Annotated in this window: 13 protein-coding genes and 1 riboswitch; of the genes, 6 read left to right on the forward strand and 7 right to left on the reverse strand. The window is 70.2% G+C overall.

Going from position 1 to position 18,712, the window contains the following annotated elements:
• Positions 1-174 precede the first annotated feature (174 nt).
• Positions 175-1,641 (reverse strand): sensor histidine kinase, encoded by a 1,467-nt coding sequence (locus OIM89_RS08330; RefSeq protein ID WP_226965558.1) that lies wholly within the window; start codon positions 1,639-1,641, stop codon positions 175-177.
• Positions 1,642-2,211: 570 nt separating this feature from the next.
• On the opposite strand from OIM89_RS08330, the gene nagB reads away from it, so the two are divergent.
• Complete coding sequence (gene nagB, locus OIM89_RS08335; RefSeq protein ID WP_030695544.1) at positions 2,212-2,994, forward strand: glucosamine-6-phosphate deaminase; 783 nt, start codon at positions 2,212-2,214, stop codon at positions 2,992-2,994.
• 149 nt (positions 2,995-3,143) lie between these two features.
• Here the strand turns inward: nagB and OIM89_RS08340 are convergent, their stop codons facing one another.
• The 4 genes from OIM89_RS08340 to OIM89_RS08355 all read right to left on the reverse strand — a co-directional run bounded on the left by OIM89_RS08340 (position 3,144) and on the right by OIM89_RS08355 (position 7,936).
• Positions 3,144-4,637, reverse strand: coding sequence for a glycoside hydrolase family 3 protein (locus OIM89_RS08340; protein ID WP_195730381.1), 1,494 nt, complete (start codon positions 4,635-4,637; stop codon positions 3,144-3,146).
• Between the two features lie 5 nt (positions 4,638-4,642).
• On the reverse strand, positions 4,643-5,542 hold the full coding sequence (locus OIM89_RS08345; RefSeq protein ID WP_030695542.1) for a carbohydrate ABC transporter permease: 900 nt from the start codon (positions 5,540-5,542) through the stop codon (positions 4,643-4,645).
• The gene (locus OIM89_RS08350; RefSeq protein WP_010642401.1) at positions 5,539-6,546 is read right to left on the reverse strand and encodes a carbohydrate ABC transporter permease; all 1,008 of its coding nucleotides are present in this window, start codon (positions 6,544-6,546) and stop codon (positions 5,539-5,541) included. The genes OIM89_RS08345 and OIM89_RS08350 overlap by 4 nt, the downstream gene beginning before the upstream one ends.
• Before the next feature lie 91 nt (positions 6,547-6,637).
• Positions 6,638-7,936, reverse strand: a complete 1,299-nt coding sequence (locus OIM89_RS08355) for a sugar ABC transporter substrate-binding protein (RefSeq protein WP_030695541.1) — start codon at positions 7,934-7,936, stop codon at positions 6,638-6,640.
• Positions 7,937-8,223: 287 nt separating this feature from the next.
• Between OIM89_RS08355 and OIM89_RS08360 the strand changes: the two genes are divergently transcribed.
• The 5 genes from OIM89_RS08360 (at position 8,224) to OIM89_RS08380 (ending at position 15,983) form a co-directional block, all read left to right on the forward strand.
• A complete protein-coding gene (locus tag OIM89_RS08360) occupies positions 8,224-9,012 on the forward strand; it encodes a GntR family transcriptional regulator (RefSeq protein ID WP_030695540.1) in 789 nt (262 codons plus the stop codon).
• A gap of 465 nt (positions 9,013-9,477) precedes the next feature.
• Positions 9,478-11,700, forward strand: a complete 2,223-nt coding sequence (locus tag OIM89_RS08365; RefSeq protein WP_175457350.1) for a carbon starvation CstA family protein — start codon at positions 9,478-9,480, stop codon at positions 11,698-11,700.
• A complete protein-coding gene (locus OIM89_RS08370; RefSeq protein WP_037665022.1) occupies positions 11,697-11,939 on the forward strand; it encodes a YbdD/YjiX family protein in 243 nt (80 codons plus the stop codon). The genes OIM89_RS08365 and OIM89_RS08370 overlap by 4 nt, the downstream gene beginning before the upstream one ends.
• Positions 11,940-12,318: 379 nt before the next feature.
• A riboswitch (cobalamin riboswitch) is annotated at positions 12,319-12,395 on the forward strand.
• A gap of 160 nt (positions 12,396-12,555) precedes the next feature.
• Positions 12,556-14,931, forward strand: a complete 2,376-nt coding sequence (locus OIM89_RS08375) for a ribonucleoside-diphosphate reductase subunit alpha (protein WP_264491118.1) — start codon at positions 12,556-12,558, stop codon at positions 14,929-14,931.
• Entirely contained in the window at positions 14,931-15,983 is a 1,053-nt protein-coding gene (locus OIM89_RS08380; RefSeq protein ID WP_052231038.1) for a ribonucleotide-diphosphate reductase subunit beta, read from the forward strand. The genes OIM89_RS08375 and OIM89_RS08380 overlap by 1 nt, the downstream gene beginning before the upstream one ends.
• A gap of 86 nt (positions 15,984-16,069) precedes the next feature.
• Here OIM89_RS08380 and OIM89_RS08385 read toward each other — a convergent pair whose 3' ends face one another.
• Entirely contained in the window at positions 16,070-17,437 is a 1,368-nt protein-coding gene (locus tag OIM89_RS08385; RefSeq protein ID WP_151168145.1) for a cytochrome P450, read from the reverse strand.
• Positions 17,434-18,531, reverse strand: coding sequence for a terpene synthase family protein (locus OIM89_RS08390; protein ID WP_407842270.1), 1,098 nt, complete (start codon positions 18,529-18,531; stop codon positions 17,434-17,436). Before OIM89_RS08390 ends, OIM89_RS08385 begins: the two co-directional genes overlap by 4 nt.
• Between the last annotated feature and the right edge of the window lie 181 nt (positions 18,532-18,712).

Here is an 18,712-nt window from a genome sequence, read left to right on the forward strand (position 1 = left end):
CCGCCCTTGAAACGCAGCGCGCAGTACCCCCGGATGCGCTCGAAGACTGAAACGAGCCCCCGGACCCCACCAGGGTCCGGGGGCTCGGCGCATTCCCGGGCGCGCAACGGTCGTACGCCGCGCGCCGGTTGAATGCTCCGGGCGCCCCGGCTCACCGCGGGCGCCCCGGTTCGTTCAGAGGTCGCCGCGGACCGGGATGTCGAGCAGGACGCGGGCGCCGCCCTCCGGGGCGCTGTTCATGTCGAAGGTCCCGCCCAACTCGCCCTCCACCAGGGTCCGGACGATCTGGAGCCCCAGATTGCCCGCGGTGTGCGCGTCGAACCCCTCGGGCAGGCCGACCCCGTTGTCCTGCACGGTGATGAGCAGCCGGGCGTCCTTACGGGTGCCGCCACGCACCGCCGAGACCTCGACCTCACCGGTGTCGCCGGGGCGGAAGCCGTGTTCCAGGGCGTTCTGGAGGACTTCGGTCAGGACCATGGAGAGCGGGGTGGCCACCTCGGCGTCGAGGATGCCGAACCGGCCGGTGCGCCGGCCCTCCACCCGGCCGGGCGAGATCTCGGCGACCATCGCGAGGACCCGGTCGGCGATCTCGTCGAACTCCACGCGCTCGTCGAGGTTCTGGGAGAGCGTCTCGTGGACGATGGCGATCGAGCCGACCCGGCGGACCGCCTCCACCAGCGCCTCCCGGCCGCGTTCGGAGTCGATCCGGCGGGCCTGGAGCCTGAGCAGGGCCGCCACCGTCTGGAGGTTGTTCTTCACCCGGTGGTGGATCTCCCGGATGGTGGCGTCCTTGGTCATCAACTCGCGCTCGCGGCGGCGCAGTTCGGTCACGTCGCGGAGGAGGACCAGCGAACCGATGTGGGTGCCCTTGGGCCGCAGCGGGATGGCCCGGAGCTGGATGACGCCGTCACTCCCCTCCACCTCCGCCTCGCGCGGCGCCCACCCGCTGGCCAGCTTCACCATCGCCTCGTCGACCGCGCCCCGGGCCGGGGCCAGCTCGGTGGTGGTCTGGCCGAGGTGATGGCCCACCAGATCGGCGGCGAGGCCGAGCCGGTGGTACGCGGAGAGGGCGTTCGGGGAGGCGTACTGGACGATGCCGTCGGCGTCCAGGCGGATCAGGCCGTCGCCGGCGCGCGGGGAGACGTCGGTGTCGCCCTGCTGGTCGGCGAAGGGGAAGCTGCCCGCGGCGATCATCTGCGCCAGGTCGGAGGCGCTCTGGAGGTAGGTCAGCTCCAGGCGGCTCGGGGTGCGCACGGTCAGCAGGTTGGTGTTGCGGGCGATGACTCCGAGGATGCGCCCCTCGCGGCAGACCGGGATGGACTCGACCCGTACCGGCACCTCCTCGCGCCACTCCGGGTCGCCCTCGCGCACGATCCGGCCCTCGTCGAGGGCGAGGTCGAGCATGGGGCGGCGCCCGCGCGGGACCAGGTGGCCGACCATGTCGTTCTGGTACGAGGTCGGGCCCGTGTTCGGGCGCATCTGGGCGACCGAGACGTAGCGGGTGCCGTCCCGGGTGGGGACCCACAGGATGAGGTCGGCGAAGGAGAGGTCGGAGAGGAGCTGCCACTCCGAGACCAGCAGGTGCAGCCACTCCAGGTCGGTGTCACCTAGAGCGGTGTGCTGGCGGACGAGTTCGTTCATGGACGGCACACCGGCGAGCGTACCCGGCTGACGCCGGGGGTTTCCCGGGGGCTGGGCCGCGCTCGGGTTCGCCTGCTCCGGCCTGTCCGGGGTGCCGCTTCAAGATGGCCCCAAGCTCCGGCCGGGCTGGATCTGGCCCCCGAAACACCCGCGGGCCGCGGCGCCTGGGTGGGACCCTCAACCCGCCCGGCACCGCAGCCCGGAGCAACCACCGGCCGGCGGGTGTGCGGTCCCGTGGGCCGGTCAGGGGGAGCCGGAACAGTCAGGGCAGAGAGTGCCGGGTCCCCGGTCCGCCCTTCTGTGCGGGAAGGGCGGAGGCTTCATGTCGCCATTGTGGACTAGACCATTCGCCGCTGTCCATGCGTGCGGCCAAGGTTTTGTTCAGTAGTTCACGGCAGGCGTGTCGCGTCCACACTTTGCCGTCTCTTTCTTCAACACGGGCCCGGGGGCGGGGTGGTTCACCCTCCCGGTACAGGGCACCACTGGGGTGCGATTCGCACCCCGGAAAGATCCCGCCCTCTGTTAGATTGGTCTATACCAGCTGTCCCACCTCAGATCGGCAGGCCACGCGTGGAAGTTGTCATCGTTCCGGACGCCAGGGCGGGCGGCGAGCTGATCGCCGACGCCATCGCCGCCCTGCTGCGGCGCAAGCCCGACGCCCTGCTCGGGGTGGCGACGGGTTCGACTCCCCTGCCCGTCTACCAGGCGCTGGCGGCGAAGGTCTCCGACGGTGCCGTGGACGCCTCGCGGGCCCGGATCTGCCAGCTCGACGAGTACGTGGGGCTGCCGCCCGGGCACCCGGAGTCGTACCGCTCGGTGGTGCTGCGCGAGGTGGTCGAGCCGCTCGGGCTGCCGGCCTCGTCCTTCATGGGGCCCGACGGCTCCGCCGAGGACGTCCAGGCCGCCTGCGAGGCGTACGACGCGGCGCTCGGGGCGGCCGGGGGTGTCGACCTCCAGCTGCTCGGGATCGGCACCGACGGGCACATCGGGTTCAACGAGCCCTGCTCCTCGCTCGCCTCGCGCACCCGGATCAAGACGCTGACCGAGCAGACCCGGCGGGACAACGCCCGGTTCTTCGACAGCCTGGACGAGGTCCCCCACCACGTCATCACCCAGGGCATCGGCACCATCCTGGACGCCCGCCACCTGGTGCTGCTGGCCACCGGCGAGGGGAAGGCGCAGGCCGTGGCCGACACGGTGGAGGGCCCGGTCGCCTCGGTGGTCCCCGCCTCCGCGCTCCAGCTCCACCCGCACGCGACCGTGGTCGTGGACGAGGCGGCCGCCTCCAAGCTGCGGCTCGCCCCGTACTTCCGGGACACCTACGCCGCCAAGCCGAAGTGGCAGGGGCTGTAGACCTTCACCAGGACATGAGGAGAGCCCGGCCGGAGTCTTCCGGCCGGGCTCTCCTCATGTCCTGGTGAAAGACGACCGCGCCCGCCCCCGGGGTGGTGGGGGCGGGCGCGTTCCGGGGCGGGGGGCGGTGTCGCGCCCCGGCCCCGGGGTCAGGTGGTGACGGCCTCGGCGGCGGCCTGGCCGCAGACGCGGGAGGCGCCGTGCGTGGCCACGTGCAGCGAGCCGCGCGGGGCGGACTGCGGGATGCCCATCTCGACCACCACGGTGTCCGGGCGGGCCGCGAGGAGTCCGTCCAGGGCGCGGGCCATCCACGGGTGCCGGTGCTCGTCGCGGACGACGGCGACCAGCCGCCGCTCCCCCGCCTCGGCGAGGACGCGGGCGGCCAGCTCCGCGCCGTCCTGCTCGGTGTACGAGGCGGAGGTGGTACCGGGCAGGCGGGCCGCCAGCTCCGCGGCGACGCCCCAGGGGGTCTCGTCGCCGACGGCGATGTTGGCGACCGGGGCGAAGGAGACCACGTGCGGGGTGCCGGTCAGCGCCCGGTGCCCCTCGGTGCGGGTGATCTCCAGCGCCCGGCGCGCGGCGACCAGGCCGATGTCCGGGGTGCGCTCCCCCGTGGCGCGGGGCGTGGAGGTGGTCCAGGCGGCCAGCGCGCGGACCCGGGCGGCGGCGTCGGCCAGCCGCTCCTCGGCCAGTTCGCCCGCGCGGACGGCGGCGACCAGGGTGTCCCGGAGCTTGATCACCGTCTGCTCGTCGGCGAGCCCGCCGCCGACGCAGATCGCGTCGGCGCCCGCGGCGATGGCCAGCACGCTGCCGCGCTCGATGCCGTAGGTCGCGGAGATCGCCTGCATCTCCATGCCGTCGGTGACGATGAGGCCCTCGTAGCCCAGCTCCTCGCGGAGCAGGCCGGTGAGGATGCGGCGGCTGAGGGTGGCCGGCTGGTCCGGGTCGAGCGCCGGGACCAGGATGTGGGCGCTCATGACCGCCTTGGAACCGGCCGCGACGGCGGCCCGGAACGGGGTGAGGTCGCGGGCGGCCAGGACGTCGGCGCCGACCCCGATGGTCGGCAGCGCGTGGTGCGAGTCGACCGCGGTGTCGCCGTGCCCGGGGAAGTGCTTGGTGCAGGCGGCGACGCCGGCGGACTGCATGCCCTCGACGTAGGCGGCGGTGTGCCGGGCGACCAGCTCCGGGTCCGAGCCGAAGGAGCGGACGCCGATGACCGGGTTGTCGGGGTCGGAGTTGACGTCGGCCGAGGGCGCCCAGTTGAGGTGGACGCCGCAGTCGGCGAGCCGGCGGGCCAGCTCGTGGGCGACGGCGCGGGTCAGCTCCGGGTCGTCGACCGCGCCCAAAGCATGGTTGCCGGGGACGGAGGAGCCGTCGACGACCTCCAGGCGGGTGACGTCGCCGCCCTCCTCGTCGATGGCGACGAGGATGTCCTCGCGCTCGGCGCGGAGCTGCGCGGTGAGGGCGGAGAGCTGGCCGGGCGAGGTGATGTTGCGGCCGAAGAGCCCGACGGAGGTGAGGCCGTCGCGGATCTGCCGCAGCAGCCACTCGGGGGCCTCGGTGCCGGTGAAGCCGGGCTGGAGGACGGCGAGGGCGTCGCGGGTGAGCTGGTCACCGGAGACGGTGGTGGGCTGGGCGGTCATCGTGCTCATCCCTTCACGGCGCCGGAGGTGAGGCCGGCCGCCATCTTGGACTGGATGATCATGAAGAAGACGACGACCGGGAGGGCGATCATCGTGGAGGCGGCCATCAGCGCGCCGTAGTCCGTTCCGCGCTCGGTGGTGAAGGTCATCAGCCACACGTTGAGCGTGTACTTGGAGTTGTCGTTGATCAGGATGTACGCGAAGAGGTACTCGTTCCAGGCGTTGACCAGCGCGAAGATCGACGCGGCTGCGAGGCCGGGAGCGAGCAGCGGGAAGATGACCCGGCGGAAGGCGCCCATCCGGGTGCACCCGTCCACCATCGCGGACTCCTCCAGCTCCACGGGGATGTTGACCACGAAGCCGCGGATCATCACCACCGCGAAGGGCAGCGTGGAGACCAGGTAGACGACGATCAGGCCCCAGTACTCGTCCAGTCCGCCCATGGCGTTGAGCTGGGCGTAGATGGGGATGAGCATCGCGGTCGGCGGCAGCATCTGGACCAGGATGAGGACCATCAGCAGGGCGCGGCGGCCGAAGAAGCGGAAGCGGCCGATGGCGAGGGCCGCCAGGGTGGCGATGATCATGCCGCCGACGACGGCGGTGATCGAGACGATGAGGCTGGACTGGATCGCGGTGACGAAGTTGTCCTGCTTCACCGCGCGGGCGAAGTTGTCGAAGGTGATCGACGAGGGCCACAGGGTCTGGTCGTAGGACCGGATCTCGTGGTTGGGGCGCAGGGCGCTGACGATCAGCCAGTAGACCGGGAAGGCCATGACGGCCGCGGTGACCAGCGCGATGATGTTGTAGCCGAGCCGGGTCCTCTTCCGGTCGGGGCGGATGACCTGGGGCTCGGGGGCCTCGGCCGCCGGGGTACCGGTCCGGGGCGTCTGGGTCGCGGTGCTCATTCGACCTCTCCCGTCTTCATCAGCTGGCGCAGGTAGTAGACGGCCACGCCGGACAGCAGCACGACCGTGATGAGGGCGATGGCGGTGCCCTGGCTGAACGAGGTGGAGGAGAACGCCTTGGAGAAGGAGTAGAGGCCGAGGGTCTCGTACTCGGGCTCGGGCTTGTTGCCCCGCAGCAGCCAGATCTGGCCGAAGACGTTGAAGTCCCAGATCACCGAGAGGGTGGTGACCATGACGAAGACCGGCTTGATCACCGGCCAGGTGACGAAGCGGAAGATGCCCGTCGCGGAGGCGCCGTCGAGGGCGGCGGCCTCCTCCAGCTCCTTGGGGACCTGGGTGAGGGCGGCGTAGAGGGTGACCACCACGAAGGGGATGGCGCCCCAGACGACCAGGGCGGTGATGATGCCGAAGCCCTGCCAGGGGTTGAGGAACCAGTTGTGGCCGAGGAAGTCCTCGCCGGCGACCTTGGCGATCAGGGTGTTGATGAGGCCGTAGTCGGAGTCGGAGAGCCACCGGAAGATGGAGGCGGCGACCATCAGCGGCATCGACCAGGCGGCGATCAGCGCCACCGTCAGCACGATCCGCACCCAGGTGGTCAGCCGCATCATCAGCAGCGCGAGCAGCAGCCCGATCGCCATGGTGAGGGTGACGCAGACGGCCATGAACAGCACGGTCCGGCCGACGACGTACCAGAACTCGCTGTCGGCGAGGATGGCCGTGTACTGGTCGAAGCCGACCCACGGCGGGGTGTTGCCGGACCAGAGTTCGCGGCGGCCCATGTCCTGGAAGGACATGATGACCGACTTGACGAGCGGGAAGGCGTACACGGCCGCGACCGCGATGATCGCCGGGAGGATCAGGAAGTAGGGCAGCAGCGCCCCCTTCTTCCGTCTCGGCGGCCCGGAGTTCGACGGGGTGCCCGCCGGTGGTGGGGTCCCTTTGTCGAGGGGAGCGCTCGGTATGGCGGCCGGCGGGTCGGCGGCCTGAGTCTCGGCGGCAGTCACGTGGCTGACCTTCCGTTTCCTGTTCTGCACCGCAAGGGGACGGACGGGACCCGCGTGAGGCGGGTCCCGTCCGCGGTGATCCTGGGGCCCGTCAGCCCTTGTTGATCAGCTCGTCGATCTTCGCGTCGGCGGCCTTGGTGGCCTTCTCGACGGAGTCGCCCTTGATGATCTGGAGCAGCATGTTCTTCAGGACCTCCTCCTTCTCGATGGAGGTCCAGCCCGGGGCGATCGGAGTGAACCAGGCGTCCGGCACCGCGTTGGCGACGGCGGCCGTCTCCGGCTTCTCCTTCAGCGGCTCCAGCTGCTTCGTGTTGTTCGGCAGGATGTTCTTGCTGGCCAGAACCTCCATGGACTTCTCGTTGGTGAAGAGGGAGACCCACTCCTCCGCGAGGTCCTTGGCCTTGGACTTCTCGACGATGCCGAGGTCCGAGCCGCCGATGAAGGAAGGCAGCGCCTTGCCCTCGGGGCCGGGCATGCCCGCCGTGGCGATCTTGCCTTCGAGCTTGGCGTTGCCGTTGTTCTTGCCGTCGACGACGGAGCCGGCCTCCCAGCCGTTGCCGTAGATGACGCCGGCCTTCTCGTTGGCCATGACGTTGGCGTGGTCCTGCTCGTCCTTGGTCAGGTCGGCCTTGTTGTACTTCTTGACCAGGTCGATGAAGTGCTGGATGCCCTTCTGGGACTCGGGGGAGGAGAGCGTGCCCTTCCACTCCTTGGAGCCCTCGTCGTACTCGGCGATCTGGCCGCCGTACGCCGCGACGTAGGACATCGCCGCGTACCAGTAGCGGCCCGGGAGGTAGAGGGAGGAGTAGCGCTTGTCCTTCTCGCCGTACTCCTTGGAGACCTTGTCCATCGCCTTGAGGAAGGCGTCCTCGGTCTCGGGGAGGGCGTCGGAGCCGGTCGCCTTCTTCAGCATCTCCTGGTTGTAGACCGCGACGCGGGCACCGGCGTAGTAGGGCACGCAGTACTGCTTGCCCTCGAAGGTGCAGGTGTCGGTGAGGCCCTGGATCCAGGTGTCCGAGTTCTCGTACTTCTTGGGGTCGATCTCGGCGAGGGCGCCGTTGAGGATGTACTGCATCGTCTCGGTGTTGCCGAGCTCGACGACGTCCGGGAACTTGTCCCCGCCGAGCGCGGTGTCGAGCTTCTTGGCCTTGTCGGCCCAGCCCTGGTACTGGACGTTCACCTTGACATTGGGGTACTTCTTCTTGAACTGCGCGTTGACGTCCTTGACCAGCTCCGGCCAGGTGCTCTGGGCGTCGACCATCAGCCAGACGGTCAGGTTTTCCTTGCGGTCCTCGGGCTTGGCGTTGCTCGCCGTCTCCGAGTCCCCGCACGCCGCGAGACCGGCCATCATGCCAGCGACACCGATGGCCGCAATGAGCTTGCGCTTCACGTCACCCTCCTCAGGGAACCCTCTACCCCCCACCCGCAGCGAATGACATCGAAGACGAGTTACTGCCGTGGGACTGGGATCTGGTCTTTAATGGTGTAGACCAGTAAGCCGGAGCTTGGCCTAGACCTTTAGGGGTGTCAAGGGTGTATAAGAAGGGCAGTCACGTCCGTTATCGGACCGACACCTGAGGGAGTCCGGACCGGCGATCACCGGCCGTGCCACGATGTGATCCGCGACAGACGGAGGAGCCGGTGACGGCAGCAGCACAGGAGCCGGAGAGGCGGAGCATGACGACGGACGCGGGCGGCACGAGGACCCGGGCGGCCGGCGAACCCGCCACCGAACCCACCAGTCCGGTACGGGCCACGCGGGTGCCCAAGTACTACCGTCTCAAGCGGCACTTGCTCGACATGACGCGGACGCTGCCGCCGGGCACCTCCGTGCCCCCCGAGCGTACGCTCGCCGCCGAGTTCGACACCTCGCGGACCACCGTGCGCCAGGCGCTCCAGGAGCTGGTGGTCGAGGGCCGGCTCGAACGCATCCAGGGCAAGGGCACCTTCGTCGCCAAGCCCAAGGTCTCCCAGGCGCTCCAGCTGACCTCCTACACCGAGGACATGCGCGCCCAGGGCCTGGAGCCCACCTCGCAACTGCTGGAGGTCGGCTACATCACGGCCGACGACTCGCTCGCCTCCCTGCTCGACATCACCGCCGGCGGCCGGGTGCTGCGCATCGAGCGGCTCCGGCTGGCCAGCGGCGAGCCGATGGCGATCGAGACCACCCACCTCTCGGCCAAGCGCTTCCCCGCCCTGCGCCGCTCCCTGGTCAAGTACACCTCGCTCTACACGGCGCTCTACGAGGTCTACGGGGTGCGCCCGGCCGAGGCCGAGGAGACCATCGAGACCTCGCTCGCCACCCCGCGCGAGGCGGCCCTGCTCGCCACCGACGTGGGCCTGCCGATGCTCATGCTCTCCCGCCACTCCCGCGACGAGTCCGGCGCGCCGGTGGAGTGGGTGCGCTCGGTCTACCGCGGCGACCGGTACAAGTTCCTGGCCCGCCTGAAGCGGCCGGTGGAGTAGGCCGGCGGCAGGCTCGCGGACGACAGGGCGGCACCCCTCCACCGGGGGCGCCGCCCTGTCGCGTTCCGGCCACGGGAGCCGACGCGCGACAGGAGCGCGCACGGCCGGAAACCACCCCCCGCTCACCCCGCCTGGCAATTCGCTCGTACGTGTGTGCATTTCCGCGCATGGCCGCCGGGTCGCGAGGGGTACGCAGTCTCCAGCGGAGGGTCACGGTTGGGGGGCGATCGACGAGGGGGCAATCCGGCGGGGAGGGGCGCGCCGTAGGGGACAAATGCGCGGGGAGCCGTGCGTAAGGGACGGGGACGCGGCGGCAGCGGGGGCCGGTTGCGCGGGACGGGAAGTCGTTGCCGTTCCGATACGCGGACAGGGGGTGTCAAAGCCCGGACCGGTCGCCTACATTTCCGACGCATTGCAGGAGTTCAGCGCAGGTGTTTCCGCCAGCGCTCATGTGAGGGGACCATCATGGCCGAGCCGGCTCCACCCGCCTCCGGAAACCGGAAGCTGTCCGCCAAATCCATCGCCGTCTGGTCGTTGGTCGCCGTGGTCGGCGCCATCGCCTGGAGCGTGCTGGCGCTCTCCCGGGGCGAGGAGATCTCCGCCATCTGGATGCTGGCGGCGGCCCTCGGCTCGTACGCCATCGCGTACCGCTTCTACTCGCGGTTCATCGCCAACAAGGTCCTGAAGGTCGACAAGAACCGGGCCACCCCGGCGGAGCGCCTGGACAACGGGGTCGATTTCCAGCCGACCGACCGACGGGTGCTCTTCGGCCACCACTTCGCGGCGATCGCGGGTGCGGGCCCGCTGGTCGGCCCGATCCTGGCGGCCCAGATGGGCTACCTGCCGGGCACCATCTGGATCGTGGCGGGCGTGATCTTCGCCGGCGCCGTCCAGGACATGGTCACCCTCTTCTTCTCCACCCGGCGCAACGGCCGTTCGCTCGGCCAGATGGCCCGGGACGAGATCGGCCCGGTCGGCGGTGTCGCCGCCCTGATCGCGGTCTTCATGATCATGATCATCCTGCTGGCGGTGCTGGCCCTCGTCATCGTCAACGCGCTGGCCGGCTCGCCGTGGGGTGTCTTCTCCATCGGCATGACCATCCCGATCGCCCTCTTCATGGGCGTCTACCTGCGCACGCTGCGCCCCGGCAAGGTCACCGAGGTCTCCGTCCTCGGCGTCGCCCTGCTGCTGCTGGCGATCGTGGGCGGCGGCTGGGTCGCCGAGTCCTCCATGGCGGACTTCTTCACCCTGGAGCCGGGCACCCTGGTCATCTGGATGGTGGTCTACGGCTTCTTCGCCTCGGTGCTGCCGGTCTGGATGCTGCTCGCCCCGCGTGACTACCTCTCCACCTTCATGAAGGTCGGCACGATCGTGCTGATGGCGGTCTGCGTCATCATCGCGATGCCGACGCTGAAGATGGACGGCATCACCTCCTTCGCGACCAGCGGCGCGGGCCCGGTCTTCTCCGGCTCGCTCTTCCCGTTCGTGTTCATCACCATCGCCTGCGGCGCGCTCTCCGGCTTCCACTCCCTGGTCTCCTCGGGCACCACCCCGAAGATGGTCCAGAAGGAGACCCAGATCCGGATGATCGGGTACGGCGCGATGCTCACCGAGTCGTTCGTCGCCATCATGGCGATGATCGCCGCCTGCATCATCGACCCCGGCCTGTACTTCGCGATCAACGCCCCGGTCGGCGTCATCGGCGACACGGTCAACAGCGCCTCGGAAGCCATCGCCAACCTCGGCTTCACCATCAGCCCCGACCAACTGGCCCAGGCGGCCAAGGACGTCGAGGAAGGGACGCTGCTGTCGCGTACCGGCGGCGCGCCGACCTTCGCCTTCGGTATGGCGGAGATCTTCTCGGCCGCGCTGGGCGGCGCCGGGATGAAGGCGTTCTGGTACCACTTCGCGATCATGTTCGAGGCGCTCTTCATCCTCACCACCGTCGACGCCGGTACGCGGGTCGGCCGCTTCATGCTCCAGGACACCCTGGGCAACGTCTGGAAGCCGATGCGCCGCGTCAGCTGGTGGCCGGGCGTCTGGATCACCTCGGCGATCGTGGTCGGCTGCTGGGGCTACTTCCTCTGGGTCGGCGTCCACGATCCGCTGGGCGGCATCAACCAGCTCTTCCCGCTCTTCGGTATCGCCAACCAGCTGCTGGCCGCCGTCGCGCTGGCCGTCTGCACCACGCTGCTGATCAAGTCGGGCCGCCTCAAGTGGGCCTGGGTGACGGGCATCCCGCTCGCCTGGGACGTGGCGGTCACGCTCACCGCGAGCTGGCAGAAGATCTTCTCGGACAACCCGGCCATCGGCTTCTTCGCCCAGCGCGCGAAGTACCAGGACGGCATCGACGCGGGCGAGGTGCTGGCCCCGGCCAAGTCGATGGGCGACATGCACACCGTGGTGACCAACTCCACCGTGGACGGCGTCCTGTCGATCGTCTTCGCGGTGCTGATCATCATCGTCCTGGTCGATGCGGGCCGCGTCTGCTACAACGCGATCCGCAAGCCCGAGTCGGTCAAGCTGGCCGAGGCGCCCTTCGAGCAGTCGAAGATCGTCGCCCCGGCCGGAATGTTCGCCACCGCCGAGGAGAAGGCCGAACTGGCCCTCGTCGGCGCCGGAGCCCCCGCCTCCGCCGGTGACGGCGACGGCGAGGCCCCCGCGAAGCAGGGCGGCGACAAGGCATGAGCGGCGAGGCGGGCCACCACCCCGGACGCCTCGGCGTCCTGGTCCACCACGTACGCGCCGGCGTCCGCTGGATCGGCTGGTACGTCCGGGAGGTGTCGGGCGAGACGGCGTACGAGAAGTACGCCGCGCACGTGAGGCGCCACGACCCGGACGCCGAGGTGATGACCCGCAGGCAGTTCGAACGCAGCCGCATGGACGCCCGCGAGGCGGACCCGCGCGACGGATTCCGCTGCTGCTGAACGCCGGTTGAAGCCGCCGGCCCCCGACCGAGGGGGCCGGCGGCTTCGCCGTTCCCCGGGCCGGGCGCCCTGGCGTCCGCCGGCCCCGTCCGGGCGCGTACGCTCTCCGAGGTCGCCGTGCCGCTCCGCGCGCCGCCCGTGAGGTCCCTCCGGGCTGGCCCCCGGGGCCTTCCCCTCCGGGGCGCCGGCGGCCCCTCAGGGGCCCGCTGACGGCCTGTCCGGCGGGCGCCAGTGACCCGCCCGAGGGCGCCTCGGCGAGCTTCGGGCATCCGGTGCGGGTGGGGTCGAACGGCCCACCTCACAGCACACCCGACACAAGATATGGGGCCGCTTCGCGAGCGCGGCACAAGATGTATGCTCATGCTCGCTGTCGCCGCAGGGGAATCCGGTGGAAGTCCGGAACTGTCCCGCAACGGTGTGTTGGTGCGCTTTCGCGTACCCACGAGTCCGAGGACCTGCCGAACAGCGCACCCGGCCGTCCGGTCCGGGTGCCGATGTCGTCCGGGCCTCGTGGAATGGGCTCGCGGACGCGTGCGGAGCCGTGTGCCCCAAGCCCGGCGTCCCGCCCGTACCCGCTGCCCTCCACGAGGCTCCGAGCCGAGCGAGGGAGAGCTTCATGACCATCGCGCCAGCCGATCCGTCGACGGCCGAGGTACGGGCCGAGGAGATCCAGGGCCCCGGGGGCGCGCTGCTGCGTACCCTCACCGACCTCACCGCGGATCTCCCCGACACCGACCCCGGCCGGGTCGCCGCCGCCGCGCTCCGGGGCCGCAACGCCGCCTCGGACGAGGCCGGGCTGCGGTCGCTCGCGACGGAGGCCGCCGCCGGTCTGATCTCCGAGGACCCCGCCTACTCCCGGCTCGCCGCCCGCCTGCTGACCCGCGCCATCGCCGAGGAGGCCGCGGGCCAGGGCGTCACCACCTTCACCGAGTCGGTCGCCACCGGCCACCGCGAGGGCCTGATCGCCGACCGCACCGCCGCCTTCGTGACCGCGCACGCCGCCCGGCTCGACGCCCTGATCGACCAGGCGGCCGACGACCGCTTCGGCTACTTCGGCCTGCGCACCGTGCACAGCCGCTACCTGCTGCGCCACCCCCACACCCGCCAGGTCATCGAGACGCCCCAGCACTTCATGCTCCGCGTGGCCTGCGGCCTCGCCGAGGACGACTCGGCCCGGGCCCTCGACGAGGTCGCCTCGCTCTACCGGCTGATGAGCGCCCTCTCCTACCTGCCCTCGTCCCCCACCCTCTTCAACTCCGGCACCCGGCACCCGCAGATGTCCTCCTGCTTCCTGCTGGACTCCCCCAAGGACGAGCTGGAGTCGATCTACGACCGCTACCACCAGGTCGCCCGGCTCTCCAAGCACGCCGGCGGCATCGGCCTCGCCTACTCCCGTATCCGCGCCCGGGGTTCGCTGATCCGGGGCACCAACGGGCACTCCAACGGCATCGTGCCGTTCCTCAACACGCTCGACGCCTCGGTGGCCGCGGTCAACCAGGGTGGCCGGCGCAAGGGCGCGGCCGCGGTCTACCTGGAGACCTGGCACGCCGACATCGAGGAGTTCCTGGAGCTGCGGGACAACACCGGCGAGGACGCCCGGCGCACCCACAACCTCAACCTCGCGCACTGGATTCCGGACGAGTTCATGCGCCGGGTCGACGCCGACGCCGACTGGTCGCTCTTCTCCCCCTCGGACGTCCCCGAGCTGACCGACCTGTGGGGCGACGCCTTCGACGCGGCGTACCGGGCGGCCGAGGCGCAGGGCCTGGCCAAGCGGACCATCCCGGCGCGCGAGCTGTACGGCCGGATGATGCGCACCCTCGCCCAGACCGGCAACGGCTGGATGACCTTCAAGGACGCCTCCAACCGCACCGCCAACCAGACGGCGCTGCCGGGCCACACCGTGCACTCCTCGAACCTGTGCACGGAGATCCTGGAGGTCACCGACGACGGCGAGACGGCCGTCTGCAACCTCGGCTCGGTCAACCTCGGCGCCTTCGTCGCGGGCGGCGCGATCGACTGGGAGCGGCTGGACGAGGCGGTGCGCACCGCCGTGGTCTTCCTCGACCGCGTGGTCGACATCAACTTCTACCCGACCGAGCAGGCCGAGCGCTCCAACTCCCGCTGGCGGCCGGTGGGGCTGGGCGCGATGGGGCTCCAGGACGTCTTCTTCCAGCTCCGGCTGCCCTTCGACTCCCCCGAGGCCCGGCGGCTCTCCACGCGGATCGCCGAGCGCATCATGCTCACCGCCTACGAGACCTCCTGCGACCTCGCCGAGAAATACGGCCCGCTGCCGAACTGGGACCGCACCCGCACCGCCCGGGGCGTCCTCCACCCGGACCACTACGACACCGACCTGGCCTGGCCCGAGCGGTGGGAGGCGCTGCGCGCCCGGGTCGCGGAGAGCGGCATGCGGAACGCGCTGCTCCTCGCGATCGCCCCGACGGCCACCATCGCCTCGATCGCCGGCGTCTACGAGTGCATCGAGCCGCAGGTCTCCAACCTCTTCAAGCGCGAGACGCTGAGCGGGGAGTTCCTCCAGGTCAACTCCTACCTGGTGGAGGACCTGAAGCGGCTCGGCGTCTGGGACGCGCGCACCCGCGAGGCGCTGCGTGAGGCGAGCGGGTCGGTGCAGGGCTTCGCCTGGGTTCCCGAGGAGCTGCGGGCGCTGTACCGCACCGCCTGGGAGCTGCCGCAGCGCGGCCTGATCGACATGGCGGCGGCCCGGACCCCGTTCCTGGACCAGAGCCAGTCGCTCAACCTGTTCATGGAGACGCCCACCATCGGCAAGCTCAGCTCGATGTACGCGTACGCCTGGAAGAAGGGGCTGAAGACCACGTACTACCTGCGGTCCCGCCCGGCCACGCGGATCGCCCGCGCCGCCGGCGGCTCCGCCCCCGCCACCGCCACCGTCCCGGCGCAGGCGGCCCCCGACGCGGAGGCCGTCGCCTGCTCCCTGGAGAACCCCGAGTCCTGCGAGGCATGCCAGTAATGACCACCCCCGACACCACACCGGCAGCGAACGCGCACACCGTCGGCGCGGCGAAGAACCTGCTCGACCCCGGCTTCGAGCTGACCCTGCGCCCGATGCGGTACCCGGACTTCTACGAGCGCTACCGGGACGCGATCAAGAACACCTGGACCGTCGAGGAGGTCGACCTCCACTCCGACGTCGCCGACCTGGCGAAGCTCTCCCCGGGTGAGCAGCACCTGATCGGGCGGCTGGTCGCCTTCTTCGCCACGGGTGACTCGATCGTCGCCAACAACCTCGTGCTGACCCTGTACAAGCACATCAACTCCCCCGAGGCGCGGCTCTACCTGAGCCGGCAGCTCTTCGAGGAGGCCGTGCACGTCCAGTTCTATCTGACGCTGCTCGACACCTACCTGCCCGACCCGGCCGACCGCGCGGACGCCTTCGCGGCGGTGGAGAACATCCCCTCGATCCGCGAGAAGGCGGAGTTCTGCTTCCGCTGGATGGACTCGGTGGACAAGCTGGACCAGCTGGAGAGCCAGGCGGACCGCCGCACGTTCCTGCTCAACCTCATCTGCTTCGCCGCCTGCATCGAGGGGCTCTTCTTCTACGGGGCGTTCGCCTACGTGTACTGGTTCCGCTCGCGCGGGCTGCTGCACGGCCTGGCGACCGGCACCAACTGGGTGTTCCGCGACGAGACGATGCACATGAGCTTCGCCTTCGACGTGGTCGACACGGTCCGCAAGGAGGAGCCGGAGCTCTTCGACGATCACCTCCAGGAGCAGGTCGTCGCGATGCTCAAGGAGGCCGTCGAGGCGGAGCTCCAGTTCGCCCGCGACCTGTGCGGTGACGGCCTGCCCGGCATGAACACCGAGTCGATGCGCGAGTACCTGGAGTGCGTCGCCGACCAGCGGCTCACCCGGCTGGGCTTCGCCCCGGTGTACGGCTCGCAGAACCCGTTCTCCTTCATGGAGCTCCAGGGTGTGCAGGAGCTGACCAACTTCTTCGAGCGCCGGGTCTCGGCCTACCAGGTCGCGGTCGAGGGCACCGTCTCCTTCGACGACGACTTCTGACCGGCCCGCCCCCGCGAACGCCCGCCGCCCGGCCCCTCGTCCTTGGGGGCCGGGCGGCGGGCGTCGGTGCTTCGGCGCGGTGCGGGTCAGCGGCTCTCGACCCGGAAGACCGCGCGCTTGGGCTGGAGGGTGATCCCGATCCGGGGCGCCGGGTCGGTCTCGGCGACGGGGACGAGCCGCCAGCGGGGCAGCACGGTGGCGAGCATCAGCGTGGCCTCGACCATGCTGAAGTGGTCGCCGGGGCATTTCCGGTTGCCCGTGCTGAACGGCATCATCGCGTACTGCGGTACTTCTTCGGCCCGTTCAGGAATCCACCGGTCCGGGTCGAAGACGTCCGGCCGGTCGAATGAGCGCGGATCGTGCTGCATCGCATACGCGCTGTAGATGATGTCGGCTCCGGCTGGAATGCGATAGCCACCGAGTTCTGTGTCGGCGACGGCACGGCGGGTGAATATCCACGCCGCAGGCCGTATCCGCATGGATTCGACGATGACATTGCGGGTGTGGTCGAGGGAGCCCAGATCGCCGAAATTGACCGGTCGGTCCGGTGCCACGGATAGTGCCTCCTCGGCCACCCGCTGTTCCTGGTCCGGATGATCGGTGAGGAGCTGGAAGCACCAGGCGAGTGTCGAGGCGACATTTTCGGCCCCGGCGACGATCAGCGAGACGAGATGGTCGTGAATCTCCTGGTCGCTGAGCGGCCTGCCTTCGCCGTCCTCGGAGGTGAGCAGGATGTCGAGGAGGTCGTCGGCGCCCTTGCCCTGCGCGTGCCGCTCGGCGATCACCTCGTCGACGAGGTGGTGGAGGTCGGCCAGCGCCCGCTCGAAGCGCCGGTTGGCGGGGGTCGGCAGCCGGTGCAGCGGCCCGAAGGAGAGGATCATCCGCCGGTACAGGCCGCTGAAGACGGTGTGCAGCGAGGCGCTGATCCGGTCCGCCTTGGCGCCGATCGAGTCGACCTCCAGCAGCGAGCGGGCGACCACCCGCACCGCGCAGCTGAACGTCTCGGCGCCGATGTCGACCACCTGCCCGTCCCGCCAGCGGTCGGCCATCGCCCGCGCCTCCTCCTCCATCACGGTCGCGTACGAGGCGATCCGCTCGGGCCGGAAGGCGGGCTGCATCATGCGGCGCTGACGGCGGTGGTCGGCCCCGTTGCTGGTGGCCACGCCCTTGCCGAGCAGCACTTCGAGGTTCTCCCAGAGCGGCCCGCCGACCTGGAACTCCTGGGAGTTGCGCAGCAGCGCCCCGACCAGCTCGGGCGCGCAGACCGCGTACGCCGTCTTCGGGCCGAGCTTCACGCGGACCAGGTCGCCGTGGTCGCGCAGCCCGGTGAGGAAGGCCAGCGGGTCGCGGACCAGGCTCGGGGCGTGGCCGAGGACGGGCACGCTGCCGGCCACCAGGGGCGCGGTGCGCGGGCCCGGGGCGGCGGGGCGTTCGGTGGTGGATTCGGCGCTCACGCGTCACCTGCCAGGTCGCTGACGTAGGGCGGGGTGCTCCGGTCGTCCCAGCTGTCGACGCGGTAGCGGCCGGACTCGTGGTGGAACCAGTAGACGGAGGAGAACCAGTTGCGCATGTTGAAGACGGCCGACCCGACGGCCTCGGCGACGGACCTGGCCTCGGCGGAGCCGGCTCCTCGGGGCAGTGCGGCGAGATGTCCGGCGAGGAGTTCCCGCAATTCCTTCTCCGCCACCTCGAATTCGGTGACGCAGTTCTCCACGCGTTTCCTCACCTCCACCACGGCCTCTTCGAGCGACAGCCCCTCATGGCGTATGAGGCTGATTCCCAGATTGTGCTGGTCGTCGCCGGCGAGTTCTTTCGGGAGTGAGCAGAGGTCGTTGTACCAGGCGGAGAAATCCTGACAGTGCCGGGCCGCGGTCAGGAACGGACCACTGGTCCGGAGCGATTCGGGAATCTCGCGCCCCGCGGTGGGTTCGAGCAGGTCGATCCAGACGGAGTGGCCGAAGGTGTGCCGGCGCAGTTCGATGTACTCGGCGACCTTCGGGGTGACTTTGGTGACGCGGTTCTCGAATTCCTGGTCGTAGGCGCCGACGATGGCGTGGAAATGGCGGGCGAAACGGTGGTTCCAGGCGGGGCTGAGGAAGCCGTTCAGCCGGTGGACGGTCTCGGCGAAGGCCGCGACCAGCGGCTCCGGGTGCGCCAGGTGGTCGCCGGGGGCGTCCAGCGCGGTGTGCAGTTCGGCGCTGAGCCGGTACCAGGCGGCGCGCCGCCCGTGCACGGCGTCGCGGTCGTGCTGGTCGTCCCAGACGAAGAACCAGGTGCTGAAGTCGGAAATCGCCGATATGACGTCCCTCGGCGCTCCTACGTAGTAGCCGGCGATGAGGTCGGTGTAGCGGAGCTCGTCCGCATAGCGGGTGACCTTGTCGGCGGGCATCAGTCGCTTTTCGAGCAGCCAGGCGCGGGACTCCACCTGAAGCTTTGGCCAATACTCATGACGATGTCGCGGAAACGCTTGTTCGATCACGGGCAACGCCAGCGCCTCGGGCACCGAAGTCGTCTGCGCCCGTGCGGTGCTGTGTGGGAAAGCAGGCACGAACAAACCCCTTTCATCCGCTTTCTGCCGGTGCCCCCTGCCGGGCGGGGCACCGCGCGGTGGTGTATCCCCCCGCCCTTTCCATTGAGCACCACAACTGACCGGTCTGGAAACAGATTTGCTCCATTCGCCACCCCTCGCCGACCCGAAGATCGCCATACCTGTCTGAAAATTGATCATG

Source organism: Streptomyces sp. BI87, assembly GCF_025957665.1.
Classification (GTDB): domain Bacteria; phylum Actinomycetota; class Actinomycetes; order Streptomycetales; family Streptomycetaceae; genus Streptomyces; species Streptomyces albidoflavus.

What these genes read in the sequence shown, in the direction of transcription:
- OIM89_RS08330 (WP_226965558.1), bottom strand. Translation starts at nt 1,641, where the DNA reads ATGAACGAACTCGTCCGCCAGCACACCGCTCTAGGTGACACCGACCTG.
- OIM89_RS08375 (WP_264491118.1), top strand. Translation starts at nt 12,556, where the DNA reads ATGACCATCGCGCCAGCCGATCCGTCGACGGCCGAGGTACGGGCCGAG.
- OIM89_RS08360 (WP_030695540.1), top strand. Translation starts at nt 8,224, where the DNA reads ATGACGACGGACGCGGGCGGCACGAGGACCCGGGCGGCCGGCGAACCC.
- OIM89_RS08380 (WP_052231038.1), top strand. Translation starts at nt 14,931, where the DNA reads ATGACCACCCCCGACACCACACCGGCAGCGAACGCGCACACCGTCGGC.
- OIM89_RS08345 (WP_030695542.1), bottom strand. Translation starts at nt 5,542, where the DNA reads ATGAGCACCGCGACCCAGACGCCCCGGACCGGTACCCCGGCGGCCGAG.
- OIM89_RS08370 (WP_037665022.1), top strand. Translation starts at nt 11,697, where the DNA reads ATGAGCGGCGAGGCGGGCCACCACCCCGGACGCCTCGGCGTCCTGGTC.
- OIM89_RS08365 (WP_175457350.1), top strand. Translation starts at nt 9,478, where the DNA reads ATGGCCGAGCCGGCTCCACCCGCCTCCGGAAACCGGAAGCTGTCCGCC.
- OIM89_RS08340 (WP_195730381.1), bottom strand. Translation starts at nt 4,637, where the DNA reads ATGACCGCCCAGCCCACCACCGTCTCCGGTGACCAGCTCACCCGCGAC.